Genomic DNA, 26,141 nt, shown 5'->3' with positions numbered 1-26,141 from the left:
CCGCCGCCGCGCGGGTCTCATCCTCGATCCCCACGGCCAACGCCGCCTCACCGAGCCCATCGAACATACGTTCGATACTGCCATACCCCACCGACACGCGAGCTCGTAATCCTCAATCGGGATTTCATCCACAGGGTTCGTCAACTGACGCTCAGGCTGCGTTGCAGCAGAACAGTATCCAGCCAGCGCCCTTGTTTGAATCCGACCGAGCGCAGCCGCCCGGCCTCGTTGAAACCGTATTTGCGGTGCAGAGCGAACGAGGCGGCCGCGTCGTCGCTGTCCACGATCACCGCGATGACCTCGCGAACCCCGGCCGCAGCGCATCCGTCCAGTAGCGCTCGCATCAGGCGGCCGCCGATGCCACGGCCGAACGCCTGCGGCGTGAGGTAGATCGAGTTCTCCACCGTGTGGCGATACGCGGGCCGGGTTTTCCACGGCGCGCAGAAGGCGTAGCCGACGACCACCCCGTCGAGTGTTGCGGTGAGAAAAGGCAATTCACGCTCTCGGGCCGTCGTCAACCGCCGATCCCACTCTGCCCGGTCTGGTGGCGCGAGCTCAAATGTGGCGACGCTGGTCTCGACGTGATGGGCGTAGATGGTACGGATCGCGTCCAAGTCTTCGGGGACCGTTGGGCGGACGGCCACTGCATCGCTCATGGGGCACCTCAGGGTTGACAGACCGGGCACCAGTACGTCACGCGGTCCCCGGTGTTGTCTGTCTCGATCAGAGTTCCACAGCGACGACATGGCGCTCCGGCGCGTCCGTACACCCAGAGTTGACGGCCTGACCTGGTATCGCCGGTGGTGGTCCTGTTCCACCGGGATCGGTTGAGCCACAGCATGTCCCTGGCGCGTTGTACGACCCGTAGCGGATCGGGCAGTGTGCTGACGGGTGCGGTGGGGCGACGGCCGAAGATGAAGCACAATTCGTTGCAGTAGACATTGCCGATGCCGGCCATCACCCGTTGATCGAGCAGTGCCGCGGCGACGGGTCGGTCGGGATCCGCGGTCAGGTTGGCTGCTGCGACACGTGGATCCCAGTCGTCGCCCAGCAGATCGGGGCCCAGATGAGCAACGGCGTCCATATCGGTGTCCCGGTCGAGTACCTCCAGCACGCCGAGGTCGATGCCGACGGCCCGGGTATCGGCGGTCTCCAGCACGACCCGGACCCGATGGGCCGCACTGCCGGACCACCCCACCCGCCAGCTGCCCTCCATCTTCAGATGTGAATGCAGACTGGCCGGGCCGACCCGGATGAACAGGTGCTTGCCCCGGCTGAGCACTTCGTCGACGACCTGCCCGCTCAGGTCGACCGTGGCGTACTGCGGAACCCGGATATCGCAGCGGGTCAGTGTCTTACCGACAAGCGCCGTGCGCAACACGGCGGCGGTGTGAAAGACAGTGTCGCCTTCGGGCATGACCTATTGAATCAGGTCTGCCCCGGCCCGCCGTGCTAGAAGCTGACGACGGTCCGGACGCTCTGGCCGCCGGCCATGAGCGCGAACCCCTGGTTGATGTCGGATATCGGTAGGCGGTGCGTGATCAGCGGGTCGATGACCAGGTCCCCGGCGAGGTACAGGTCGACGTACCAGGCCAGCCCGGAGCGCCCCTGCACACCACCGAAGTAACTCCCTTTGATGGTGCGGCCGTAACGGGCGAGAACCGGCGGGAACGCCAGTTCCTGGCCTGCGGGTTCCACACCCAGCAGAACGCAGGTGCCCCACCCCGGCTGCAGGCAGTCGATGGCCTGCCTCATCACGGGGATAATCCCCGTGCATTCGAACGCCACGTCGACCCCGCCGCCGGTGAGATCCTTGAGCGCATCGACAACGGCCCCGCAGGTCGAAGGATCGATGAAGTCGGTCATGCCCAACTGGGTGGCCAGCACCTGCTTCGAGGTGACCGGGTCCACGCCGATGATCCGCTCAGCTCCGGCAAGCCGTGCGCCCTGAACGACGTTGATCCCGATTCCGCCCAGCCCGAACACCACCACGGTGTCTCCTGGACGGACGTCATTGAGAGCTGCGCCGACGCCGGTCGTGACTCCGCATCCCAGCAGGCATACGGTTTCGAGCGGTGCGTCGGCGCGGATCTTGGCCAGCGCGATCTCGGGTACGACGGTGTAGTTGGAAAACGTTGAGGTACCCATGAAGTGGTGGATCGGTTGACCGTCCAGCGTGTTGAACCGTGATGTTCCGTCCGGCATCACGCCTTTGTCGCGGCTTGCTTTGATGCTCCAGCACAGATTCGTCCTGCCGCTGGCGCACATGCGGCAGTTGCCGCATTGGGGTCCGTACAGCGGGATGACCCTGTCGTCGACGGCGACGCTGCTGACTCCCTCGCCGACTTCTCGCACGATGCCTGCACCCTCGTGTCCCAGAATCGCCGGATACACGCAACTCGGGTTGTCCCCGGTGAAGGTCGTGGTGTCGGTGTGGCACAGGCCGCTGGCGACGATTTCGACCAGCACTTCACCCGCGCGGGGTGGCGCCACTCGTACCTCGGTCAACTCGAGGTCGGATCCGGGTCCGAACAGGACTGCTGCTGATGATGTGATCAATTGCCTGGTGCTTTCGGTCGTTAGGGCTGGTTCGGCCAGCCACCGTTGATGGTGTCCAGCACAGTGGTCCAGGCCGTACTGTCCGGTTCGATGACCGCGGTGTGGTGTCCGTCCACCTCAACCAGTGCGATCCGTCCACCCGCAGTGCGTACCTTGGTGACGTAGCTGGCGGAGATCTCCTGGGGGACACGCTCATCCGAGCGGCTGTGCAGGCATCGAGCCGATACTCGGGGTGGGTGCAGCGCCGGGTCGGCGTCGTGGAGATCGGCCGGTGCCGCATCCGGTCCGAGGAACTCCTCGACGGCCGAACTGCCGATGTTCAGCCGGTGTGCCAGTTCGAGATCCACTACTCCGTTGAGGGTGACGACACCGTGCAGGGGAGGTGTGTCGCTGTGATTGCCGGCGACCCATGCCGCCAATTGTCCGCCGGCGGAGTGGCCAACCAACAAGGTTGTGCCGCAGTCGATGTCGAACTCTGCGGCCAGGGTCTCATAATGCCGGAACGCGCGGGCGCAGTCGGCGACCGTGTCGCGCCACCCGCAGGCACGCCGGTATTCGATGTTCCACACGTTCCACCCGCATGCAGCGAGTGCCGCAGCGGCCGGGTTGGTCATCTCCAGCCCGCGATGCGCACGCCAGAACCCGCCGTGGATGAGCACGACGGACCCTCGAATCGTCGGTCCGCCGGCAAGGTGCAGATCACCGTATTGATCGGGCAACGGGCCGTAAGACCGTCGGAGAACAATGGCACTCGATGGCGGCTCTGGTTTCACAGTTCGCCCGGTACACCGGAGCGGAAACGTGCTGCGGTGGCGATGAATCGGTGAATCAGCGGGGCAGACGCCCGGGCTTTCAGGCAGACCACGAACGCGTCGGTGTAGAGATCGCCTGCGGGATCCTCAATCGGGACGACGCAGATGCCGTGCTGGTTGTGGATCTCGGCGGTGGTCGCGACCGCGATTCCCAGACCGGCCTGCACGGCCTCGAGTGCGCCCTCACGGTCGACTTCCAGGGCCACCCGATAGTCGACCGCTGCTCTTTCCAGAGCGCGTTCCAGCACCCGCCGGCTGGTCGAGCCGCCTTTGCGCATGATGAGCCGTTCGCCGGCGAGTTCGCCGATCGAGATTGTCTCCCGGTTCCCGAGTGGGTGGTCGTCGCGGACGAGTAAGACCAACTGCTGGCGGCTGAACGGCAGCGACAGGTAGCGGCCATCCAGCCCGAGGTGTCCGATCATCGCGATATCGAGCTCGCAGGCGGCGATCTGCGCGGCGATGGTCGCCGAATCGCTCAGCGTCAGATCGATGTCGACAAGGGGGTTTTCGGTCCCGAACTCACTCAGCGGCGGCATGACGAAATGTGGGTCGACACTACCCACCCGCAAGGTGCCGCGTAGCTGCTCGGGTGTGCCTTGGAGCAGATCGACGGCATCGGCCTCGATCTGGAACAGCTTCTCGGTGAGCGCCAACAGCTTTCGTCCGGTGTCGGTCAGCGTGATGCCACCGGGCAGGCGGTGGGCGAGTTCGACCTTGTAGGTCGCTTCGAGCTGCCGGAGCTGGGTGGTGACGGTCGGTTGGCCGACATGGAGAAGTTTCGCCGCCGCGGTGACGCTGCCGGTGATCGCGACGGCGTGGAACGATCTCAGTTGGTTGAAGCTGACGTAGGGCAACCCGCCGAGCGTGGTGTGGGGGTCGTCAGACTCCATGCACCGAATGCTATCTGTGATGGTCGTCACGTGTGTTCGTCCACGTCGATCAACACCCGCCCGCCGTCGATCTTCACCGGGTAGGTCCGCAGATCCCGTTCCAGCGGCGGGCCGAGCGCCTTGCCGGTGCAGATGTCGAAAACTCCCTGGTGACGTGGGCACTCGATGGTTGTCCCGTCGAGATAGCCGTCGGCCAGCGATGCTTCCTGGTGGGTGCACCGGTCGTCGGTCACATAGACCGTTCCATCGACCTTGTAGACGGCCAGTCGCCTGCCCGGGACCATCAATTGGATGACGTCATCCTCGTCGACCAGATCGTCACCGCAGATATCAAGCCATTCAGACATTCTTTCGCTCCTCAGAGTTTGCTCGCAGATGTGCGTCAGTCGGCGGCGCCGCGCATGACGGAGCCGGCGAACAGTTCCTGGCTGTGCAGCAGATCGCTGTGGCGGCTCATCACCGGACCCAGGGCGGTGTAGAGGTCGTCCCAGATCTCGAACATCGCCGCGTAGCGCTCGTGCAGCGCCGGATTGGGTTCGATGACGGCCTTCGTCGTCACCAGGGTGGACAGTGGGTCGGTGGGATCGCTGTACAGGCCGGCGCCGGTCGCGGCGAGAATCGCGTCGCCGAGCGGTGCGGCCTCCCCGATATCGGGCACGATCAGCGGCTTGTTCGTGACGTCGGACGTGATCTGGTTCCACATCGCGCTACGCGTCGGCCCGCCGTTGAGCACCAACTGGTTGACCTGTGCGCCTGCCGCCTCGGCGATGCGGAGGTTCGAATACAGGTCGAACGCCACCCCTTCGATCAGCGCGCGCACGAAGTGCGCCCGCGAGGTGGACGGTTGTACGCCGAAAAATGTGCCGGTGGCCTTCGTGTTCCACCGCGGCGCCAGGGAGTTGCCCAGGTACGGCAGATACATCAGTCCGTCGCTGCCCGGCTCCACCCGGTCTGCCTGCATCGTGACCAGGTCGAACACACTTTGACCGCTGCGCTCGGCCAAGATGACCTCTGGATCGGCGAACATGTCACGGAACCACTTCAACGAGGCACCGGTGAACGCCATCGGTGCGTCGAACATCGTCAGGTGCGGTAGCACATGCGGCCACTTCAGGATTCGGAACTCGTCGATCCGCTGCGGCGTGGGGATCATGATGCCCAGGTTCGAGCCGGTCCCCATCGAGTAGTAGGCCTGGCCTGCCTCGGTGACACCGCAGCCGAGCGCCGCGGAACTGATGTCCGTGCCGCCCGCGACGACCACCGTTCCCGGTGCGAGACCCGTTTCCCGCGCGGCTTTCTCGGTCACCTTGCCGACGATCTCGGTCGAGCCGTACAGCGTGGGGTAGAGGTCGACGGGGATTCCGATTGCCTCCGCGAGTTCGCTGTTCCAGCATTGATTCTGGTAGTCGAACGGATAACACAGGCCGGCGTCGCCATAGTTCATCGAGAACTCGCCGGTCAGCTGGAACGTGCAGTATCCGGCGGGGGAGAGCAGCTTGTGGGCACGATCGAAGGCCTCGGGTGCGTGCTGTGCCAGCCACAGTGCCTTCGGTTCGATGAACCACGGCGCCACCCGGTTTCCGTTGTTCCGGTTGATCCGCTCCTCACCGACGCGATCCCGGATCTGCTGGCACTGGGGGTCAGAGCGCCCGTCCATCCAGATGGGCGCCCGATGCACCGGACGTCCCTCTCGATCCACCGCCAACGTGACACCCACCAACCCCGAGAACGCCACGCCGACAATACGATCGGCGATGGAGCTGTCGGAATCCAGACATTGGCGAATGCAGGACACGGCTGCTCGCCAGTAGTTGTCCGGATCTTGCTCGGCCCACCCGGGCCGTGGGTGATACAGCGGATGCTCAGCGGCGGCGTGGGCGATCACCCGGGCGGTACCGGTATCGAGCACGGACGCTTTGACGTTCGTCGTGCCGATATCGATTCCGATGGTGAGCGTATTCGTCATTGGATACCTCCTGGTGGTGGACACACGTATCAGCAGTCAGGCAGCCGCCGCGGGGTCGTATCGGGTATCGCCGGTCCTGACCCGGCGAATCAGGTCGCGATGGACACGCAGGTATCCGCGGGCGGGCTGCAGGCTGTCCGCCGGCAGCGTTTCGTGCATATCGGCCAGTCGGTGGAAGGGCACCGAAGGGGCGAGGTGGTGCTCGGCGTGGAAGGGCATGTTCCAGTACACAAACCGAATTGCGGGGTTGGTCAGCGTCGTTCGTGTGTTGCTGAGCAGGTTGGGACCCTCTTCCATCCCGGTGTGCTCGGCGATGCGGAACGTGCGCAACACGGGTTCTCCGATGAACCGTGGAATCAGCCAGTACATCAGCGGAATCTGCCACGTCCCGGTCAGGATGGTCAGCGCGGCGATCGCGGCGTACAGCGCCACGTACACCCGGACTTCGGCAGAGACTCGACCACGTTCGTTCTCCGGGAGGAAGAACTTCTCACGGTCGTTGTACCGGCCGGTGCACCCGCGGTAGAGGGTTCCGATCATCTTGGGCCAGAACCGCATCCCCAGTACCTCGCCGAGGTACCCGCGGACAGTTTCGGGGAACGGCACCTGATCCGGGTCGCGCTGCGGGTCCTGGGTATAGGAGTGGTGCGCGGCGTGGCGGTAGCGGAAATACAGTGCCGGTCGCATCATGACGAATCCGCAGGTCATGGCGACGGCAGTGTTCAGTCTGCGAGTCTTGAACGCGGTGCCGTGCGAGCATTCGTGCAACGGCGCGAACAGGAACACGATGAGGCTGCCCTGCAGGAACATCGGGATGATCGCCCACCAGGACGGCAGCGTCCACCAGATCAGCGCGGATGTGCCTGCCAGCAGGGACAGGTGGCCGATCATCCAGCGGAACGCGGGTCCGTCGCTCCGTTTCTGCAGGGCACGAAGCTCCTTACGCGGGATCGGCACCGCGGTGGCGACCGCCCACGGGTCCGGCTGTCCGGAGTCGGAGGCGGTCTCCGGGCTCGCTGTCATGTCATGACCTCCCTGTCGGTGTGATGCGTGTCGCCCTATCGTCACACTGTGACAACGGGGACCACCAATACTTGTTTTGGACCGTTGGTATTCACGAAATCGATGCTGTGGCAGCCGATTCACCTGACCGCATTTGCTTGGCCAGTTTGCGCAGGTCGGTCCGCGGTTCGTCGAGATCGCGCACGTCGAGGGCTGCTCCCGCCGCGATGAGATCGGTGATCGGCCGGATGTCCCTGCCGTTGTTGAGCGTCACGGCTCCGGTGAGTCGTCCTTGCCGATGGAAGAGCACCGTCACCCGGTCGCGAATCGGATCCTCGCGCCAAACTCGCTCGTCGGCCGGTTGCGGACGGCCGACGAGCTGGATGTTCAGGTCGTACTGGTCAGACCAGAACCATGGCACCGGTCGGAGACGGCCGGACCGTCCGAGCAGGTCGTCGGCGAGCCGTCTGCCCGTGTCGACGGCGTGACTCCAATGCTCACATCGCTGGCGTCCGGCGGTGGTACCGATGTTCGCGACGTCGCCGATGGCGTAGACACCAGGTGCCGCGGTACGCATGCTTTCGTCCACGTGTACCCCGTTGCCCGTCGCCAAACCTGCGGCGGCAGCGAGTCCGTCGTTGGGCCGCATCCCGATGCCGACGACCACGAGATCGGCAGGCACCACCTCGCCGTCGGCGAGCCGCACGCCCGTGACCTGGTCCTGACCTGTGAATGCCTCGACGGCGACTTCTGTTCTGATCGTGACTCCCCGTTGGCGGTGGTGATCCACGACGCGCGGAGCCAGTTCAGGCAGCACGGCGGCCAGTGGCATGGCCGCGGCTTCGAGCAGTACCACGTCGAGGCCCGAGGACACGGCCGATGCGGCGACCTCGGTGCCGATGAACCCGCCGCCGATCACGGCGAGCCGTGCGCCTGCGGTGAAGCGCCGGCGCAGCGCAATCGCGTCGTCGAGAGTGCGGAGCACGAACACACCGTCGAGATCGGCGCCGGGGAGCGGCAGGCGGCGGGCTGAACCCCCGGTGGCCAACACGATCGACCGGGCGCGGTGCTGTGTGCCGTCCGTGGTCGTGAATGCCATTTCGGTGCAGTCAAGACCGGTCACGCGTTGTCCCAGGAGCAGGTCGACTTCGTTGTCGCGGTAAAACGCTTCGGGTCGTAGCGCCACGCCGTCCGGCGCACTGCCCTGGAGCACGTCTTTGGACAGCGGGGGACGGTCGTACGGTAGCTGCTGCTCGTCGCTGAGCAGGCTGATCGGCCCGTCGTATCCGCCGTCGCGGAGCGCGTCGATGGCGCTGATGCTCGCGACTCCGGCGCCGATGAATGCTATCGAGTTCACTGAATCAAGCCTCTATCCCAAGTACGTCGCGATGAGTTCCCGGTCCTGGCGCAGCGCGTCAGCCGAGCCCGAACGGATGATCTGGCCCTGGTTGAGAACGTGCACGTCGGTAGCGAGCCGAAGGCCGAGCGCAATGTTCTGCTCCACGATGAGAACCGTGATGTCCCGGTCATTCGATATGTCCCGGATGAGTTGCGCCACTTCGTTCACGACCCGGGGCGACAAGCCGAGGGACGGCTCGTCCAGCAACAGGAGTCGAGGTGCGGACATCATGGAACGCCAGATGGCGAGGATCTGCTGCTGCCCACCGGAAAGGTTGCCGGCCAAGGCCTTCCGCCGCTGCTTCAGCCAGGGGACATTCTGATAGGCCTGTTCGATCCGGCTTCGGGCATCAACCGTCCTGGCGGTCAGTGCGCCCATCAGAAGGTTCTCTTCGATGGTCATCTCCGGGAAGATCCGGCGACGTTCGGGGCATAGCGACAATCCGCCCATGAGCCGTCGACGGGCGTCGGAGCGCTCGATCGACTCGCCGAACAACTCGATTCGCCCGCTCGAGTGCGGATGGATTCCGGCAAGGACCTTCATCAAGGTGGACTTGCCCGCGCCGTTCGGTCCGACGATCGTGGTGATCTGACCACGGCGGACATCCAGAGTCAGGTCGTGCAGCGCCACCGACTGACCGCCGTAGCCCGACGAAAGGTGTTGTACGCGAAGGGCTGTCTCAGTCATCGGCAGACTCACTTCCGAAATACGCCTCGATCACGAGTGGATCTTGTTGGACGGCCTCGGGTGTTCCACTGGCGATCACTTTGCCGAAGTCCAACACGATGAGATGGCTGCAGACGCCCATGACCAGGCGCATGTTGTGGTCGATGAGCAGTACCGAACAGCCCCGCTCGGTGGGGATGCGCTCGATGGTGTTGATCATGCGCGTCAACTCCTGTCCGGCCGTGCCGACCGCGGGCTCATCGAGCAGAATCAGTTGCGGTCCTGACGCGAGACCGGTGGCGAGCATCAACAGGCGTTGCTCGAGGTGGGTCAGTTCAGCTGCCGGCGTACCGGCCTGGGCACTCAGACCGACGAATTCGAGGCATTCATCGGTCTGCCGATCGGCCGCACCCGGTGCGTGGGAATGCTCGGTCGCCGCGAGTAGGACGTTGTCGCGCGCGCAGAGGTCGCCGAACAGCCGGGTCTCCTGAAAGGTCCGCGCCAGGCCGTGGTGAACCCGTTTATGTGGGGCGAACCTGCTGATGTCGACGCCGTCGAGTCGAACCGTGCCACCCATCTGTTTGGTATTCCCCATCAGCAGCGAGATGAGGGTGCTCTTGCCTGCGCCGTTCGGTCCGATGACGCCGACGATGCTGTGATTTCCCACGGTGAAGCTGACATCGTCTACCGCTTTGACGCCGCCGTAGCTCCGGTGCAGGTGCTCGACTTCCAGCATTCTCACGCTCCGGTGTGTAGTGGGGTCGGGTGGACGTCAGCCACCGCGTGTTCGGGTGGTCGGCCGGCGACCCGGCGCGCCGATATCCAGCTCATGATTCGGCCACCGAACCCGGCCAGACCGTCAGGTGCTATGCCCATCACCACAATGAACACCAAACCCATTGTCAGGTAACGGCCTTCGGCGGCGAATCGGAACAGCTCGGGCAGGCCGACCAGGAAAATCGATCCCAGCAGCGGCCCTGACACGGTGCCCGCACCGCCCACGATGAGTGCGACGAACAGCAGGAACGACTCGTAGAAGCCGAACAGATCAGGCGAGATGAAGTAGGAGTTGTAGGCCAGCAACACCCCCGCGATGCCCCCGATGAACGCGCCCGCCACAAATGCCTGCAGCTTTCGGCGGTAAACCGGGATGCCGATACTCTCGCTGAGTGCCTCGTCTTTCCGGATGGCGGCCAGATGGCGACCCATCGGCAGGGTGATGATCCGCGTACACACGAGCGTGACGAGCACGGTGAGCACGATGAGCACCGAGAGCCACGGCAGAGGACCGTGACCGGGCCGATTGAAGCCGCCGATACCGACTGATCCGCCCAGGGCCGGGGTGTTGGCCAGGACCGTGGTCAGCACGACCCCGAGAAGCAGTGTGGCGATGGCGAAGTACTGGCCCTTGAGCCGTAGGAGCGGTACCGCGACGACGAGGGCGACGAGGGCGGCGATCACCGGACCCACGAGAAGTTGCACCCAGAACCCCCAGTCGACGGTGTTGACCGCCCAGGCCGAGATGTACGCGGCGACACCCATGAAGGTCGCCTGACCGAGGTTGGGATAACCGCCGTAACCGGCAAGGAGATTGAGCCCGCTGACGGCGATCGTGTAGATGAGGATCACGGCGATCACCGCCTGCAGATACGGGGACGCGACCAGCAGCGCGAAGCCGCCGCCCACGACCGCCACCGCCAGTGTTCCTGCTGAATATCGAGACATTGTCATGCGGTGCGTACCTGCCTTCCGAACAGCCCGCTGGGTTTGACGCTGAGCACGATCAGAAGCACCACGAAGGCATAGATCGGTGTGTAGTCGCTTGAAATGAACTCTGTCCCAAGCACTTGCGCGACGGCGATCACGAAACCTCCGATGATTGCCCCGTGAATACTGCCCAACCCGCCGATGATGACGACCACAAAGGCGTTCAGGATCACCGTGTCGGCCATGTAGGGGTAGGCGGGGGCGAGACCGCCGTAGGCGAGCGCCGCAGCCCCTGCCAGCAGGCCGGAGATGAAGAACGCCGACATATATGTCTTGCGGACGTCGACTCCCATCAGGCGCGCCGCGTCGCCGTCCTGGGAGACCGCGACGATGGACCGGCCTGTCCGGGTTCGCTTGAGAAACGCCTGCAGTGCGATGGTCGCCACGATCGCCCAGATGATCACGGCGATGCGGATGCCGGAGACGTTGTTGCCGACGATCGACAGGTTCGCGCCGCTGTATGGCGTCGAGAGGATCTGGCGCTGCCCGCCCCAGATCATCAGGTTCGCGCTGCCCAGCACCATCAGCACGCCGAGCGCGACGGCAGGGCCTGCCGCCGCACCCTTGTTGCGGCGCATGATGGGCGCGTACGCAAGTCGTTCGACAGCCACCGCGAGTAACCCACCGGCGACCAGTACGACGACGGCGACAACCGCGAAGGGCAGCTCGAGGCGCGTCTGCAGATACACCGCCAGCAGTGCGACGGTGGCGATCACGCCCGCGTGCGCGAAGTGGGGAATGCCGATCACCCCGTACACCAGCGATAATCCGATCGCCAGCAGGCTGTACAGCGATCCCAGGGTCGCCGCATCGATCAGTACTTGTATCACCGAACACCGCCCAGCTCTTGGCTTTCCAGGTCGACAATCGAAACCGATTGATCGGGCAGGCCCGCCGTGAAGTACATCTTGGGATCCCAGGTGGCGGTCTGAGTGTTCCAGCCGAGCGCCACCGACAGGGACCTGGCTTGACGATCCGCGTTGAACAGCCGATCACCGTCGTGTTTGGTCCAGCCCGTGATCGTCTGGTCCGGAACCGTGAGCTCGGTGAGCGCTTGACGGATGGCGGCGCGGTCGGTGGAACTCCCGGCCTTCTCCATCGCAGCCTTGGCTATCCAGATCGCGTCATAGGCCCATTGCACGAGATCGATCCCGCAGGTGTGGTACCGCTCTTCGAAGTCTCTGCCGAACTGAGCCGCCTCGGGCACCGGGTTGGTCTGCGGCGTGACACCTTCGAACTCGTAGACGCCGGCCATGACCGTGTTGTAGACGCCCGAACCGATCAGGTCGCGCGCCTGATCGGGCGTCATACCGGTGTACATCGTGATCGGCTTGTCGAAACCGGACTGACGCAACTGGGTGATGGCAGGTGCCACCGCCTGAGTCGATCCTCCGATGTGGATCGCATCGGGCGCGGTGCGCCGCACTGACCGGATGAAAGACGACAAATCTGTTGCATCGGCGGGGTATTGGACTTTGTCCGATAACTGGAGCCCATGGTCGGCGGCCGTCTTCTCCAGCGACGACAGTTGACCGTTGGCGAACGGTTCGTTGGGGCCGAGGAAGGCGATCGTCTTTGCGTGGTAGTGATCGGCGAGGTACTGGCCGACGCCGGGCACGATGTCGGGCGTGTACGGGCGCAACAGGAAGATGTTCGGATCCAGCGAGTTCACCGGAGGGTCGTAGGTCGCGGCAAGGACGTCGATGACCGGAACGGGGTTGTCCTCAAGGAACGGGGCGATGTTGGCCGAGTTCCACGCCGTGATCAGCAGCGGAGAGCCATCACGCAACACTGCCTGGGGGAACAGGCTCGGCATGCTCTTCTCGGGCGTGGTGGCATCGTCGTATACGCGCAGTTTCAGATCGTAGTTCCGGTCACCGATTCTGATGCCACCGGAGGCGTTGACCCGCTCGACAGCGAGATCTGCAGCCTGTCTGATCGGACCTCCATACGTGGCGAAATCCCCGGTCAGCGGCAGGACGGCGCCGACCGTCACCGCGGAGTCGTCGGTGGCACCGCAACCGGCCACGGCCGCGGCGCCGACACATACGCTGACCATCGCACTGGCGATGGACCGCAATCGTCTTGTCATCTGTTCCTCGAACTTCTCTGGGCGTGTCGGATGCCCCAGGAAATGTGACCCAGGTCTCGGAGAGAGTCAACGTCAAGAAACCAATTCGGGGCATTGACAAAATCAATGCCATCGACGTTGGTGTCCTCGTCGACGCGAACTTATGGTCGGTTGCATCGAATTCGAGCACACCTGGAGACGTCACATCGAATCATCACGGCACGACCCGATAATGGCAGCGGCATAACATGTTCAGCCGTTCCGCACCGCGCCCACGGCACCGCTTGATCCGAGATGCTGTGGAAGCGGAGGAGATTGCCGTGGACTGGCTGCGGTGGGTCGGGTTCGCCGATGCGCGTCGAGTGGACAACGAACGCCCAGAGGGAATTTCGGGCACCGGTGTGCGCGCATCGGTGACGTTCGATTCGCTTCCCCTGGGTCCGTCACGGCTGGCCTCCCTGCACCGGTGGGCCGATCTCCATGGGGCGTGCGTAGTCGCTTTCAGCTTCGCGGGCTGGACACCGGACACCTACGAGATCGCGGGGCAGCTGGATATTGCGCTGTTGCGCTACACGTTTGCCGGCAACATCGAGGCCGACAACCCCCAGGCTCGCAGCTTGGTGGCGCACCGTCGGCAGGCACCTCGGCGAGAACCTGAGAGAAAGAGGCACTGATGGTTTCTTCCACCTCCACGCTGTCGCCGCGTTATCGACGGCAGGCAGTCGAGTCGTTGGGCGGCAGGCACTTCGACCTGCTGGTCGTCGGTGGTGGGGTCGTCGGGTGCGGTGTCGCACTTGATGCGACCACCCGGGGTTTGTCGGTCGCCCTGGTGGAGTCGCGTGACTTCGGCGCGGGCACCTCCAGCCGGTCGAGCAAACTGTTGCACGGTGGTCTGCGATACCTGGAGATGCTCGACTTCGGTCTGGTCGCCGAGGCGCTGTCGGAACGCGGTCTGATCGCGGAGAAGCTGGCACCGCATCTGGTGCGCGCCATACCTTTCCTCTACCCACTGCGACACCGGGGGTGGGAGCGTCTGTATGTCGGGGCCGGCGTCGGTCTCTACGACGCGATGGCATCGCTGGGTGGCCGTCGCGGCGGTATCCCGTGGCACCGCCACCTCAGCCGCAACCGGCTGAAGTCGGTGGCCCCGTCGTTGCGCGTCGATAGGCTCGCCGGCGCGCTGATGTACTACGACGCCCAGGTCGACGATGCGCGGCACACCATGGCGCTGGCGCGCACGGCCGCGGGTTATGGCGCTACCGTCACCACAGGGACCACGCTGACGGCACTGCATCACGAAGGCGGGGCAGTGCGGGGCGCAACCATTCGGGACGAGTCCACCGGTGGCGAGATCAACGTGACGGCGGGTTGCGTGGTGAACGCAACTGGCGTGTGGAGCAACGAGATAGCCGCGCTGTGCGGCCAACGCCCCGATCCCGAGGTACGGATGAGCAAGGGCATCCATCTGGTGGTCCCGAGAGACTGCATCGCGTCCGAAAGCGGGATCATCCTGCGCACAGAGAAGTCGGTGCTGTTCGTCATCCCGTGGAACGACCATTGGCTCATCGGCACCACCGACACAGAATGGACATTGCGCAAGGACCATCCGGCAGCCACCGCGACCGACATCGACTACCTGCTGACACGCGTGAATGCGGTCCTGCGCCATCCAATCGACCGGGCCGACATCGTCGGGGTGTTCGCCGGTCTCAGGCCACTGGTGCAGGGCAGTTCGGCGACGACGGCGAAGCTGTCACGCGAACACGCGGTGTCCCATCCGGTCACCGGATTGGTCTCGGTGGCAGGCGGCAAGTACACCACCTATCGCGTGATGGCCAGAGACGCGGTCGACGAAGCGATCAAAGACCTCGGAACATCAGCCGGTCCCTGCTGCACTGCAGAGGTGCCGTTGGTGGGCGCGGCCGGCTTCCGGGCGATGGCCAGCTCGGTAGACCGGCTCGCCGCCGATTACGGCCTGCCGTCACCGACGGTCCAGTGCTTGCTGGGCCGATACGGGTCCGAGACACCGGATGTGCTGGCGTCGTGCCTCACTGACCCCGCACTGGCGCAACCGCTCGACGGTGCGCCGGACTACCTGCGCGCCGAGGTGCTGTACGCCGCAACGACGGAAGGCGCCAGGCATCTCGACGACATTCTGACCCGCCGGACCCGCATCTCGTTCGAGGCGGCCGATCGCGGGGTGAAAGCAGCGACCGCTGCTGCCGGGTTGGTGACCGGGGTCCTGGGATGGTCGCCCCAGGAACAGAGCGCGCAGGTGGAACGCTACCGTCGCCGGGTTCGGGCCGAACTGGCCAGCCAGAGCATGGGGGACGACGTCACCGCTGACGCCGTCCGCTACGGCGAACCGGGAGACGCATTGGTGTTGCCGCACGCGCCGCGGTGAGGGCCAACTGTCGGGCTCGTGGGACGCGCGTTCAGGACCGCAACCGCAAACCACGTGGTGTACGCGCGAATCCGGCTCCGGTCAGTGCCTCCTGAACGGTGGCACGCGCGTCGTCGACGCTGGGATCCAGCACCGCCACCGCGTTGACGCGTTCGACCAACAGCGACGGTATCCGTCCGGCACTCACCAGGTCGGCCAGCGCTGCTGCCGCGGCCCGTTGCGCCTCGGCATCGGACCCGAAACTGAGCAGCGACCGTCCGCCACGTTCGAGGAACCACACGAGCTGCCCATCCACAAGCGTCACCAGCGCGCCTGCCTTGCGGCCCGGCCGGTGGGAATCCTCGGCCGACGCCGGCCAGGGCAGGGCTGCCCCATAGGGGTTGGCCGGGTCGGTCGCGGCGAGCACGACCGCATGGTATTCGGGTCGTGTGGGGTCGACGCTGTCGAGATAGGACCGCAACCGGTCGACGGTCGAGGCCGCGGCGAACTGCGCACCACCCAGCGATTCCACGAAATATCCGCGTTGGCAGCGGCCGGCGTCCTCGAATGCGCTCAGCACCTTGTACAGCGTGGCGAATCCGCCGGGTACGCCCTCTGCGCCGACCGCGCCTTTGGTCAGGACGCCGTGGCGGCCCAGCAGCAGCTCGGCCTGAAAGTGCCCGCGCACTGTGGAATCGGGTTCGGCGCCCGGCAGCGCCGACCACCGGCCGGACACGCTCGGGTCGGTGGCGCGAGCGGTGGGTCGTGCGACGCTGTAACGGCTCAACCTCGGCGGGCGTTGCCGCATGCGGTGCGCCGTTGTGCCGGAACGCCGTGGACCCGACAACACCGCACGCACCGGGGCGAACGTGTCGCCGGTAACCCAGCCGGCCCAGATGAGTTCCCACAGCGCTTCTTTGAGCCCGGCCTCCGAAGGGGAGTCGGCGAGCTGGCGGAAGAAGTACGCACCGCCGTGGCCGAGGGTTTCCATGATCGCGCGGTGGGTGTCGGTGAACTCGATCTCGGTCGGGGCGGCGAGGGTCAGCGGCGCCGAGTCAGCCTGGTGGAACACGATCCAACCGTCAGTACCGCCGATCTGCCCGGCCCCCGACCAGGTCACCTCGCCGGACGCGAGCAGCTCGTCGAGCATGGCCGGCTGATAGTCGGCAACCCGTTGGCCGAAGACCAGCGACTCGATCGCCGAGGCGGGCATCGGCACCCCGGCCAGCTGTTCGATCACTGCGGCCAGGCCGTCAATCCCGGTGCTGTGTTTGGCGCCGACATGCTGCCAGGCAGGCAGGAAACGGCCATATGCCGCGGTGCTGACGGGCTCCACCTGTGCGCGCAGCGCAGCCAACGAGCGGCGGCGCAGAATCCTCATCACCTCGGCGTCGCACCACTGGTCGCCTGCGAGGTCGGTGACGAACTCGCCGCGTACCACCCGGCCGTCAACGGCCATGCGGCCCAACAAATCGGCGGCGACCCGCACGCCGAGACCGAACCTGTCGGCGGCACCCTGGGTGGTGAACGGTCCCCGGGTGCGCGCGTACCGGCCGATCAGCTCGCCGAGGGGGTCGGTGACGGACTCGGTGAAGGCGGCAGGCACGCCGACCGGCACCGGCACCCCGATGCCGTCGCGTAGCAGCCCGATGTCCTCGACGGCCACCCACCACGTCTGCCCGGCGAATGTCACCGGCAGGGCCCGTTTGGCACTGTGCAGCCCGTCGAGCCATCCGCCGACATTCTCGACGCGGCAGCGCTGAGCGACTTCGGATTCGGTGAGCGGGCCGAGGAGACGCAGCAGATCGGCGACACCTTCGGCATCGCGGGCGGCGCGGTCCTCGGTCAGGTGCTGCAACTGGGCAGCGGTGGACGCGATGACGTCCGGGTCGAGTAGTTCACGCAGCTCCACCCGTCCCAGCAGTTCGGCCAACAGCACCGTGTCGAGCGCAAGTGCAGCCGCCCGGCGCTCGGCGAGCGGACTGTCACCCTCGTACATGAACGCGCCGACATAGCCGAACAGCAGTGACGCCGCGAACGGGGACGGCGTCGCGGTCTCCACATCGACCACCCGCAACCGGCGCTGCGCCAGTTTGCGCATCAGTTCGATGAGGGCAGGCACGTCATAAACGTCCTGCAGGCACTCACGCACCGCTTCCAGCACGATCGGGAAGTCCGGATACTTGCGGGCGATGTCGAGCAGTTGGGCGGCCCGTTGCCGTTGGTGCCACAGCGGAGACCGCTTGCCGGGGTGGCGACGCGGTAACAGCAAGGCGCGGGCCGCGCACTCCCGGAACCGGGATGCGAACAACGCCGACCCGCCCACCTCGGCGGTGACGACGGGTTCGATCTCGTCGGCCTCGAACACAAACAGATCTGCACCGGGCGGGTTTTCACCACTGTCGGGCAACCGGACGATGATGCCGTCATCGGAGGCGGTCGGTTTCTCGTCGATACCGTAGCGCTCCCGCAGCCTGCGGCCGACCGCCAACGCCAGCGGCCCGTGCACCCGCAGCCCATAGGGCGAATGCAGAATCACCCGCCAGTCGCCGAGCTCGTCGCGGAACCGCTCCACGACCAGAGTGGTGTCGCTCGGCACCACACCGGTGGCTTCCCGCTGTTCGCGCAGCAACTGGTGCAGATTGTCGGTGGCGAATCCTGCGAAACCCATTGACGCGCAGCGCTGATCGAACGCATCGCGGGTGAGGGCGGCGAGCTCGCCGGTGAACGCACCGACCGCCGCGCCGAGCTCGGCTGGGCGGCCGACGCTGTCGCCGCGCCAGAACGGCAGCCGTGCCGGTTGGCCGGGTGCCGGGATGACCAGCACCCGGTCATGGGTGATCTCACTGATCCGCCAGCTGGTGGCGCCCAGCGAGATGACGTCACCCGGTCGGGACTCGTACACCATCTCCTCGTCGAGTTCGCCGACGCGGGACGGAGTTTCAGAATCCGTCGCGAGGTAGACGGTGAACAACCCGCGGTCGGGGATGGCTCCGCCGGAGGTGACAGCCAGGCGCTGCGCGCCCGGACGACCCGTCAATGTTCCGGTGTCGCGGTCATACACCAGCCGGGGCCGGAGCTCGGCGAACTCGGTGGACGGATATTTGCCCGACAGCAGATCCAGCGTCGCCTCGAAAGCGCTGCGCGGCAACGTCGCAAATGGCGCGCTGCGTCGCACCGCGTCGAACCACGCATCGGCATCGAGCGGCTCGAGTGCGGCGGCCGCCACCGTGTGCTGGGCCAGCACGTCGAGCGGATTGGCGGGTACCCGCATGCTTTCGATGTCACCTGAGCGCATGCGCTGCACAGTCACCGCGCAGCCGATCAGATCGGTGCGGTGTTTGGGGAACAGCACGCCGTGCGAGATCTCGCCGACCTGGTGGCCGGCCCGGCCGATGCGCTGCAGACCGCTGGCCACCGACGGCGGCGCCTCGACCTGGATCACCAGATCCACCGCGCCCATGTCGATGCCCAACTCCAGGCTTGACGTCGCGACGACTGCCCGCAGCCGCCCGCTCTTGAGATCGTCCTCGACCTGGGCGCGCTGTTCCTTGCTGACCGAGCCGTGATGGGCCCGGGCCAGCAGCGGGTGTGCACCGTGGGCCTGACCGCTGCCCATGAAGTGGGCCGGGGCGCCGCCGCCGACCAGCGGATTGCGGGTCGACGGCAGCTCGACCCCCATGCGTTCGGCATGGATCTCATTGAGCCGCGACGTGAGCCGTTCAGCGAGCCGACGCGAATTGGTGAACACGATGGAGGACTGGTGCGCCTCGACGAGGTCGACGATGCGTTCCTCGACGTCGGGCCAGATGGTGTTGTTCTCGAGGTTGGCCATGTCCGGCACCGGGACCTGCACCGACAGGTCGAAGGTCTTGCTGGCTGGCGGGGCCACGATCGTCGTAGGCGATGCCCCGGACAGGAACCGCGCCACCTCCTCGGGTGGGCGCACCGTTGCCGAGAGCCCGATTCGCTGTGCGGGCGTGTCGAGCAGCTGATCAAGGCGTTCGAGGGACAGCGCCAGGTGCGCTCCGCGCTTGGTGGCCGCCACGGCGTGCACCTCGTCGATGATCACGGTCTGCACCGTGGCCAACGTCTCGCGCGCAGCCGACGTCAGCATCAAGAACAGTGACTCCGGCGTGGTGATCAAGATGTCGGGCGGTTTGGTGATCAGCGCCCGCCGCTGGTTCGGCGGGGTGTCCCCGGAGCGCACCCCGACGCTGATCGAGGGAGCGGGCAGGCCGTGGCGTTCGGTGACCCGGGTGATCCCGGTCAACGGGGTGCGCAGGTTGCGTTCGACGTCGACGGCCAGGGCCTTCAACGGTGACACGTAGAGCACCCGGGTGCCGGAACCCGGTTCCGCGGCTGCCAGCCGATCGATGGCCCACAGAAACGCTGCCAGCGTCTTACCCGAACCGGTAGGGGCAATGACCAGGGTGTTCTCGCCCTCGGCGATCGCCGACCAGGCCTGCGCCTGCGCCGCTGTCGGCGCCGCGAAGGCAGCCGAGAACCACTCCCGGGTGGGCGTGCTGAACCGGGATAACGCGCCGGACGCCGAATGGGGTGGAGCCATCCGTCCATACTGCCGCGACCCACTGACAATCTGCGGTTTCGGCGTACCGTCGTTGGGTATAGGCCTACATCGTCCGAGGTCGACGCATGGAATGGTTTACAGCACCGGAGTACTGGCTAGCCAGGCAAGTGTTGCAGCGGGGTACCGCGGCGATCTATCTCATCGCGTTCATCGTGGCCGCTCGCCAATTCAGGGCGCTCCTGGGCGAGCGTGGGTTACTGCCGATACCGCAATTCCTGGCACACTCTTCTTTCCGTCACGCCCCTAGTATGTTCCACCTCCATTACTCGGACCGGTTCTTCTCCGCCGTGTGCTGGACCGGCGCGATACTGTCGGCGGCCCTGGTGGCCGGCGCCGGGGATCGAGTCCCGCTGTGGGCCTCGCTGCTGGTCTGGCTGCTGGTGTGGGCGATGTACCTGTCGATCGTCAACGTCGGCCAGGCGTGGTACTCGTTCGGCTGGGAGTCGCTGCTGCTGGAGGCCGGCATCCTCGCCGCCCTGCTGGGGAATGACGACACCGCCACACCGGTGCTGGTGTTGTGGTTGGCGCGCTGGCTGGTGTTCCGGGTCGAGTTCGGCGCCGGCCTGATCAAGATGCGCGGCGACCGGTGTTGGCGCGATCTGACCTGCCTGTACTACCACCACGAGACACAACCGATGCCGGGGCCGTTGAGCTGGTTCTTCCACCATCTGCCGAAGCCACTGCACCGAATCGAAGTGGCCGGGAACCACTTTGCCCAGCTGATCGTCCCGTTCGCGTTGTTCGCCCCGCAACCGGCGGCCAGCGTGGCTGGAGCCGTCGTCGTCGTCACGCAGCTGTGGCTGGTGGCATCGGGCAACTTCGCGTGGCTGAACTGGGTGACGATCGTATTGGCGTTCAGTGCGATTGCCGACTCCGCGGCGGCCGCCGTCATCCCGTTGCCTCCGGCCCCGGCGTACGGGGCGCCCCCGCTGTGGTTCGTGGTGGTGGTGGTCGCGGGCACGGCGGCAATCGTGGTGCTCAGCTACTGGCCGGTGCGCAACCTACTGTCCGCGCGGCAACGAATGAATGCGTCCTTCAATCGATATCACCTGGTGAACACCTACGGGGCGTTCGGCGCGATCAGTCGTCACCGCGACGAGGTGGTGCTCGAAGGCACCGACGACGACGAACTGTCCGAGCACACGGTGTGGCGGGAATACGAGTTCAGAGGCAAGCCCGGCGATACCGGCCACCGGCCGCCACAGCTCGCGCCCTATCACCTACGCCTGGATTGGATGATGTGGTTCGCGGCGCTGTCCCCGTCATACGCTCAGCCATGGTTGCGAACCCTGCTCACCCGTCTGCTGGAAAACGATCAGGCGACACTTCGTCTGCTGCGGCACAACCCGTTTCCCGACACGCCACCGCGGTATGTGCGGGCCCGCCTGTACCGCTACCAGTTCAGCAGCTGGTCGGAACTGCGCCGCGAACACCTCTGGTGGAAACGCACCCTGTTGGGCGAATACACACCGCCGGTACGGCTACGAGGCTCCCGCGACGGGTCTGCCCGGGCGTGACTAACCCTGACGCAGCGACCGCTGGTAGCGCCGCATACCTGAGATCCACCGGTCGTAATCGCTGCCCTTGTGGCGATACATGCCGAGGACCTCAGGGTGGGGGAGCACGAGAAAGCGGTCGGCGGCCACCGCATCCAGGGTCGCCGCGGCCACCTGGTCTGCTCCTATGACGCTGCCGGACTGCACGATCGACGCCGCGCTCATCCGCACGTCGGATTCGGTCGCGCCCCGGACCGCGTCCAGCAGCGGGGTATCCACACCCAGCGGGCACACGCAGCTCACCCCGACGCCGTCATCGCCGTAGGTGATGGCCAGCCATTCGGCGAATCCGACCGCTGCGTGCTTGGTGACCGTGTAGCCCGCCGCGCCGATCTGTGACAGCAGGCCCGCCGCCGACGCGATCGAGACGAAGTACCCGTGTCCACGGGACACCCATTCGGGGACAATCAGTTTCGCAGCACGAATGTGTGAGCGCAGATTCACGTCGAGGATGGTCTCCCAGTCCTCGTCCGTGCCCAGACCGGACGCCCCGATGATGCCGGCGTTCGCGACATAGATATCGACCGGCCCGAAGTTCCGCTCCGCCAGCGCGATCAGGGCGGCGATGTCTTCGGTCGCTGCGGCATCTGCCCTGGCCGCGACTGCCGAACCGCCATTCGACCGGATGCGCTCCGCAGTGGCCTGGGCGCCAGGCCCGTCGAGATCTGCCACCACCACCCGCGTGCCGGCCGAGGCAAACGCCTCCGCCAGCGCACAGCCGATGCCCGAGCCGGCGCCGGTGACGATCGCGACGCGGTCTTGAATCTCCATGCTCCCTGCCTACCAAAGTGTGAGCGGATCCGGTGTCACAGTGCACCGTAACCGGTTGTCGGGGTGCACCGGCCGGTATCGGAATGCGTGCTGACTGGTCCGGTTCACCGTTGAATCCCGGCGTGCGGCAATCCGCACGACACATGTAACTCGATCGTGTCCGGAGTTCATCGGCTGGAAACAAACCGTCTCTAAGTTATGGATCCAAGTTTGGATCCGGAACTCGAAGTCTGCTAATCGTGAGGAGAACAGATGATCCCGCCGACCGCACCCGGGATTCACATCGGTGGCCTGACCAAACGGTTCAAGGTCGGTCGATCCGAGATCACCGCACTCGACGGCGTGGACATCCAGTCAGAGCAGGGTGAGTTCGTCACGCTGCTCGGACCGTCGGGATGCGGTAAGAGCACCGTGCTGCGAATCCTGGCCGGATTGGAATCGCAGAACGCAGGCACCGCCCTGGTCCACGGTGAAACTCCGCAGGATATGCGCAGGCACCACCACCTCGGCATTGCATTCCAGGAGTCGGCGCTATTGCCGTGGCGATCGGTTCGGTCGAACATCCGACTGCCGCTGGAGGTATCGAAGCAGTCTGTATCCGACGAGTTCGTTCAGGAACTCATCGAGCTCGTCGGATTGACCGGGTTCGAGTCTGCGCGACCCGCCCAACTGTCCGGTGGAATGCGTCAGCGGGTATCCATCGCGCGGGCTCTGGTGGTCAAGCCCCGCGTGCTGCTGCTCGATGAGCCGTTCGGCGCCCTGGACGATATGACTCGCCAGGCGCTCAACACCGAACTGCTCCGCATCTGGACCGAGCGACCGGCGACCACGCTGATGGTCACGCACGGCATCGCCGAGGCGGTGTTCCTTTCCGACACAGTCGTGGTCATGAGCGCTCGGCCCGGCCGGGTGGTGAAGTCGGTGCAGATCGACCTGCCCAGGCCGCGGCTGCCTGAGATGATGCGCACCAGCGAGTTTCATGAGTACGTGGATCTGCTGTCATCGGTACTGTTCGGGACGCGGTTTGACGAGGCCGAAGCGCCAGTGCCGGTGGGGCGATGAGACGCAATCGCTTCCTTGGTCTGCTCGGGTCGATCATAGTGCTGACCGTCTGGCAAGTCGTCGGAATGAGCGGGGTTCTCGGTCCCGGCATTGCCGCGCCCACAGAGATCCTGACCGGTGTGCTGTCCGACGGCCCGGCCTTCTACGGAACCCACATACCCGTCACCTTGGCATCGGCGTCGGTGGGGTATTTCTGGGGGAACCTCGCCGCCATCGCCTGCGCCGCCGTGGTCACCACCGTGCCCGAACTGGAGAAGCTGGTGCTGCAGGCCGGGGTCGCCTCGGCGTGCATCCCGTTGATCGCGATAGCACCTATCCTCGCGGCATGTTTCGACGGCTTGGTCACATCGGCGATCATGGCGGCCGTATCGGTCTTCTTCACGACGCTTGTGGGGACGATTAACGGCCTGCGTCACGCGGATTCGCTGAGCAAGGACCTCGTGCGCGCCTACGGCGGCGGCAAGTATCTGGTGTTGCGCAAGGTCGAACTGCTCTCAGCGCTCCCCAGCATTCTCACAGCGCTGAAAGTCGCTGTGCCCGGAGCGATCCTGGGCGCCATCATCGGTGAGTTCATGGGGCAGGAGCGTGGTCTCGGCGCAGCGCTGGTGGTCGCGCAGTCTTCCAGCGACGTTGTCCGAACCTGGGGCATCACCCTGGTGTCGAGTTTGATCGCCGGTCTCGCCTTCGTGGTGGTCAACGCGATCCAGAAGATCGCCACGCCGTGGGCGGCCGGAATAGCCGGAGGCGAAGCATGACGACGAGCGTGCAAGCATCTGCCCCTACGGCGCGCAGTGCGGTGCGCACCCTGCTGACCTCGGTCGGTGCTGTGCTGGCCATCCTCGTGGTATGGACGGCGTTCATCGCCGTGGTCGACGTCAGCTCGTATGTCGCGAAATCTCCTGTCGACGTGTGGAACTACCTGTTCGCCGACGGCGATGCTGCGGCCCACCGGGCAGGTATCACGTCCAATCTGGCCCGCACCCTCCTCGACGCTTCGTACGGATTCGTCGTCGGATTAGCCCTGGCGGCCGGTGTTTCACTGATCTTCTACTTCTCCAGGACCGTGGAGGCCATGTTCCTGCCCACTGTCACCGCACTGCACGCGATACCCATGGTCACGGTCGCCCCGATTCTCGTGTTGATCTTCGACCGTGGGGTGATCGGCACCGCCGTGATCGGAGCCGCCATTGTCGTCGTGCCCGCGCTGCTCACCATGCTGCACGGGATTCGCAGCACTCCGAGAACCGACATCGAGATGATCGTGGCCTATGGCGGTTCGACGCTGGCGGCCTTCTGGAAGGTTTCTCTGCCCCATGCGATTCCGACTTGGTTCGCGGCATCGCGCGTGGCGGTGACGACCTCTGTGGTCGGTGCCCTACTCGCCGAGTGGCTGGCCAGCGGCCAAGGGCTCGGCGGTCAGATGCTGAGAGATGCAAACGAATTCGAGTTCGCGCGGCTGTGGGCCTCGGTAGTGGTGTTGACCGTCACCTGCATTGTCGTTTACCAGATTGTCAGCGTCGTCGAAGCCGCTGTCACCGCACGTATGAGTGCTCCCAGCTGAGTACACCACCTCTCCGAACGGACATATCTGTGAACAACTATCTCGATCGTCGACAGTTCCTCACCCGGGGGATCGCCCTCGGAAGCCTGGCGGTGGCCGGCCCTGCCGTCCTGTCAGCCTGTGTCTCAGGTGAATCCAGTGGCGCAGCCAACGGTTTCGGGGTGGCCTCCCAGCGGCTGGCATGGATCAAGAACACCCAGTTTGCCGGAAGCTACGTCGCAGACAACAAGGGTTACTACACCGACGCCGGCTTCAGCGGCGCCGACCTGGTCTCCGGTGGGCCGACAGCCCCGCCGATCGAATCCGATGTCCTGTCACGCACCTTCGCCGGAGTGAGCCAGGTGCCCATCGTCGGATCCGCCGTCTCGAAGGGAGCGCCACTCAAGATCGTCGGCGCGGTCTACAGCCGCTACGCCGGGTGCATCATGACCATGGCGGACAAGCCCGTAAACACCCCGGAGGACTTGTACGGCAAGACCATTGGATGCGCGTCGTCGAGCGAGCCGGTCTGGCGCAACTTCATGGCCGCGCTGAAGCTCGACACATCGCGGATCAAGACGGTGCCCGTGCAGGGTGATCCGATCGGCATGACGGTCGGTGAGATTGACGGCTACCTGGGATTCATCAATAGTCAGGTCGTCGACCTCCGGCACAAGGGCTTCGACATCAACACGATGTTGCTGGCTGATGTCGGATTTCCACTTGTCGGGCAGACCTACATCACCACTCAGGAGCACATCGACAACAACCGCGACAAGCTCAAGGCGTTTCTGCACGCCGAGATCCGCGGCTGGCGCGGGGTCCTCGACGATCCGGCGATGGCAACCGATCTTACGGTCAACGATTACGGCAAGGATCTGCACCTGAACCCGGCGGCCACCTACGACTGCTGCCTGGCAGGTAACGAGCTGATCCGCAACGGCCAAGCCGCACAACAGTTGCTGGCGATCTCTGACGAAACCGCGGCCGCCAATATCGAGGCGATCGACGCGGGTGGGCTGAACCTGTCCGTCGAGGACCTGTTCGAGCTCGGCCCCATCCGCGAAGTGTACGACGAGAACCCGGACCTGGCGCTCGTGTAGCAC

Annotated in this window: 23 protein-coding genes; 7 read left to right on the top strand and 16 right to left on the bottom strand. The window is 65.4% G+C overall.

Going from position 1 to position 26,141, the window contains the following annotated elements:
- Window positions 1-140 precede the first annotated feature (140 nt).
- The 14 genes from M1247_RS18905 to M1247_RS18840 form a co-directional block, all read right to left on the bottom strand.
- Window positions 141-656, bottom strand: coding sequence for a GNAT family N-acetyltransferase (locus tag M1247_RS18905; protein WP_317157879.1), 516 nt, complete (start codon window positions 654-656; stop codon window positions 141-143).
- Between the two features lie 8 nt (window positions 657-664).
- The gene (nei2, locus tag M1247_RS18900; RefSeq protein ID WP_317157878.1) at window positions 665-1,417 is read right to left on the bottom strand and encodes an endonuclease VIII Nei2; all 753 of its coding nucleotides are present in this window, start codon (window positions 1,415-1,417) and stop codon (window positions 665-667) included.
- A 35-nt stretch (window positions 1,418-1,452) separates the two neighbouring features.
- On the bottom strand, window positions 1,453-2,559 hold the full coding sequence (locus M1247_RS18895; RefSeq protein ID WP_410506900.1) for a zinc-binding dehydrogenase: 1,107 nt from the start codon (window positions 2,557-2,559) through the stop codon (window positions 1,453-1,455).
- A 20-nt stretch (window positions 2,560-2,579) separates the two neighbouring features.
- A complete protein-coding gene (locus tag M1247_RS18890; protein WP_317157877.1) occupies window positions 2,580-3,278 on the bottom strand; it encodes an alpha/beta hydrolase in 699 nt (232 codons plus the stop codon).
- A 50-nt stretch (window positions 3,279-3,328) separates the two neighbouring features.
- A complete protein-coding gene (locus M1247_RS18885; RefSeq protein WP_317157876.1) occupies window positions 3,329-4,261 on the bottom strand; it encodes a LysR substrate-binding domain-containing protein in 933 nt (310 codons plus the stop codon).
- Window positions 4,262-4,287: 26 nt separating this feature from the next.
- Entirely contained in the window at window positions 4,288-4,608 is a 321-nt protein-coding gene (locus M1247_RS18880; RefSeq protein ID WP_317157875.1) for a non-heme iron oxygenase ferredoxin subunit, read from the bottom strand.
- A 35-nt stretch (window positions 4,609-4,643) separates the two neighbouring features.
- The gene (locus M1247_RS18875) at window positions 4,644-6,227 is read right to left on the bottom strand and encodes a xylulokinase (protein WP_317157874.1); all 1,584 of its coding nucleotides are present in this window, start codon (window positions 6,225-6,227) and stop codon (window positions 4,644-4,646) included.
- Window positions 6,228-6,263: 36 nt separating this feature from the next.
- Window positions 6,264-7,250, bottom strand: a complete 987-nt coding sequence (locus M1247_RS18870) for a fatty acid desaturase (RefSeq protein ID WP_317157873.1) — start codon at window positions 7,248-7,250, stop codon at window positions 6,264-6,266.
- A 91-nt stretch (window positions 7,251-7,341) separates the two neighbouring features.
- Entirely contained in the window at window positions 7,342-8,586 is a 1,245-nt protein-coding gene (locus M1247_RS18865; RefSeq protein ID WP_317157872.1) for an NAD(P)/FAD-dependent oxidoreductase, read from the bottom strand.
- Window positions 8,587-8,598: 12 nt separating this feature from the next.
- Entirely contained in the window at window positions 8,599-9,315 is a 717-nt protein-coding gene (locus M1247_RS18860) for an ABC transporter ATP-binding protein (protein WP_317157871.1), read from the bottom strand.
- The gene (locus tag M1247_RS18855) at window positions 9,308-10,030 is read right to left on the bottom strand and encodes an ABC transporter ATP-binding protein (protein WP_317157918.1); all 723 of its coding nucleotides are present in this window, start codon (window positions 10,028-10,030) and stop codon (window positions 9,308-9,310) included. Before M1247_RS18855 ends, M1247_RS18860 begins: the two co-directional genes overlap by 8 nt.
- Before the next feature lie 2 nt (window positions 10,031-10,032).
- The gene (locus M1247_RS18850; protein ID WP_317157870.1) at window positions 10,033-11,025 is read right to left on the bottom strand and encodes a branched-chain amino acid ABC transporter permease; all 993 of its coding nucleotides are present in this window, start codon (window positions 11,023-11,025) and stop codon (window positions 10,033-10,035) included.
- Window positions 11,022-11,891 carry a branched-chain amino acid ABC transporter permease gene (locus tag M1247_RS18845; RefSeq protein WP_317157869.1) on the bottom strand — a complete coding sequence of 290 codons (870 nt, stop codon included), beginning with the start codon at window positions 11,889-11,891 and terminating at the stop codon, window positions 11,022-11,024. The genes M1247_RS18850 and M1247_RS18845 overlap by 4 nt, the downstream gene beginning before the upstream one ends.
- Window positions 11,888-13,153: an ABC transporter substrate-binding protein gene (locus M1247_RS18840; protein WP_317157868.1), complete on the bottom strand. Its 1,266-nt coding sequence runs from the start codon at window positions 13,151-13,153 to the stop codon at window positions 11,888-11,890. Before M1247_RS18840 ends, M1247_RS18845 begins: the two co-directional genes overlap by 4 nt.
- A 299-nt stretch (window positions 13,154-13,452) precedes the next feature.
- On the opposite strand from M1247_RS18840, the gene M1247_RS18835 reads away from it, so the two are divergent.
- Both M1247_RS18835 and M1247_RS18830 read left to right on the top strand, forming a co-directional pair.
- Window positions 13,453-13,806 (top strand): hypothetical protein, encoded by a 354-nt coding sequence (locus M1247_RS18835; protein ID WP_317157867.1) that lies wholly within the window; start codon window positions 13,453-13,455, stop codon window positions 13,804-13,806.
- Window positions 13,806-15,536, top strand: a complete 1,731-nt coding sequence (locus tag M1247_RS18830; RefSeq protein WP_317157866.1) for a glycerol-3-phosphate dehydrogenase/oxidase — start codon at window positions 13,806-13,808, stop codon at window positions 15,534-15,536. The genes M1247_RS18835 and M1247_RS18830 overlap by 1 nt, the downstream gene beginning before the upstream one ends.
- A 31-nt stretch (window positions 15,537-15,567) precedes the next feature.
- Here the strand turns inward: M1247_RS18830 and M1247_RS18825 are convergent, their stop codons facing one another.
- On the bottom strand, window positions 15,568-20,085 hold the full coding sequence (locus M1247_RS18825) for an ATP-dependent helicase (protein ID WP_317157865.1): 4,518 nt from the start codon (window positions 20,083-20,085) through the stop codon (window positions 15,568-15,570).
- 86 nt (window positions 20,086-20,171) lie between these two features.
- On the opposite strand from M1247_RS18825, the gene M1247_RS18820 reads away from it, so the two are divergent.
- Window positions 20,172-21,623 carry a lipase maturation factor family protein gene (locus M1247_RS18820; protein ID WP_317157864.1) on the top strand — a complete coding sequence of 484 codons (1,452 nt, stop codon included), beginning with the start codon at window positions 20,172-20,174 and terminating at the stop codon, window positions 21,621-21,623.
- Here the strand turns inward: M1247_RS18820 and M1247_RS18815 are convergent, their stop codons facing one another.
- Complete coding sequence (locus tag M1247_RS18815; RefSeq protein ID WP_317157863.1) at window positions 21,624-22,433, bottom strand: SDR family NAD(P)-dependent oxidoreductase; 810 nt, start codon at window positions 22,431-22,433, stop codon at window positions 21,624-21,626.
- 252 nt (window positions 22,434-22,685) lie between these two features.
- Between M1247_RS18815 and M1247_RS18810 the strand changes: the two genes are divergently transcribed.
- From M1247_RS18810 to M1247_RS18795, 4 genes are read left to right on the top strand one after another with little or no spacing between them, the layout of a single operon-like run.
- Entirely contained in the window at window positions 22,686-23,495 is an 810-nt protein-coding gene (locus tag M1247_RS18810; RefSeq protein ID WP_317157862.1) for an ABC transporter ATP-binding protein, read from the top strand.
- Window positions 23,492-24,250 carry an ABC transporter permease gene (locus M1247_RS18805; RefSeq protein ID WP_317157861.1) on the top strand — a complete coding sequence of 253 codons (759 nt, stop codon included), beginning with the start codon at window positions 23,492-23,494 and terminating at the stop codon, window positions 24,248-24,250. The genes M1247_RS18810 and M1247_RS18805 overlap by 4 nt, the downstream gene beginning before the upstream one ends.
- Window positions 24,247-25,056, top strand: coding sequence for an ABC transporter permease (locus M1247_RS18800; RefSeq protein WP_317157860.1), 810 nt, complete (start codon window positions 24,247-24,249; stop codon window positions 25,054-25,056). Before M1247_RS18805 ends, M1247_RS18800 begins: the two co-directional genes overlap by 4 nt.
- A gap of 29 nt (window positions 25,057-25,085) precedes the next feature.
- Window positions 25,086-26,138, top strand: a complete 1,053-nt coding sequence (locus M1247_RS18795) for an ABC transporter substrate-binding protein (protein ID WP_317157859.1) — start codon at window positions 25,086-25,088, stop codon at window positions 26,136-26,138.
- Window positions 26,139-26,141 lie beyond the last annotated feature (3 nt).

It is taken from the genome of Mycobacterium appelbergii, from assembly GCF_032883035.1.
GTDB classification, from domain to species: domain Bacteria; phylum Actinomycetota; class Actinomycetes; order Mycobacteriales; family Mycobacteriaceae; genus Mycobacterium; species Mycobacterium appelbergii.
The sequence above is the reverse complement of the archived record's forward strand: the minus strand, read 5'-3'. Positions and strand labels throughout refer to the sequence as shown.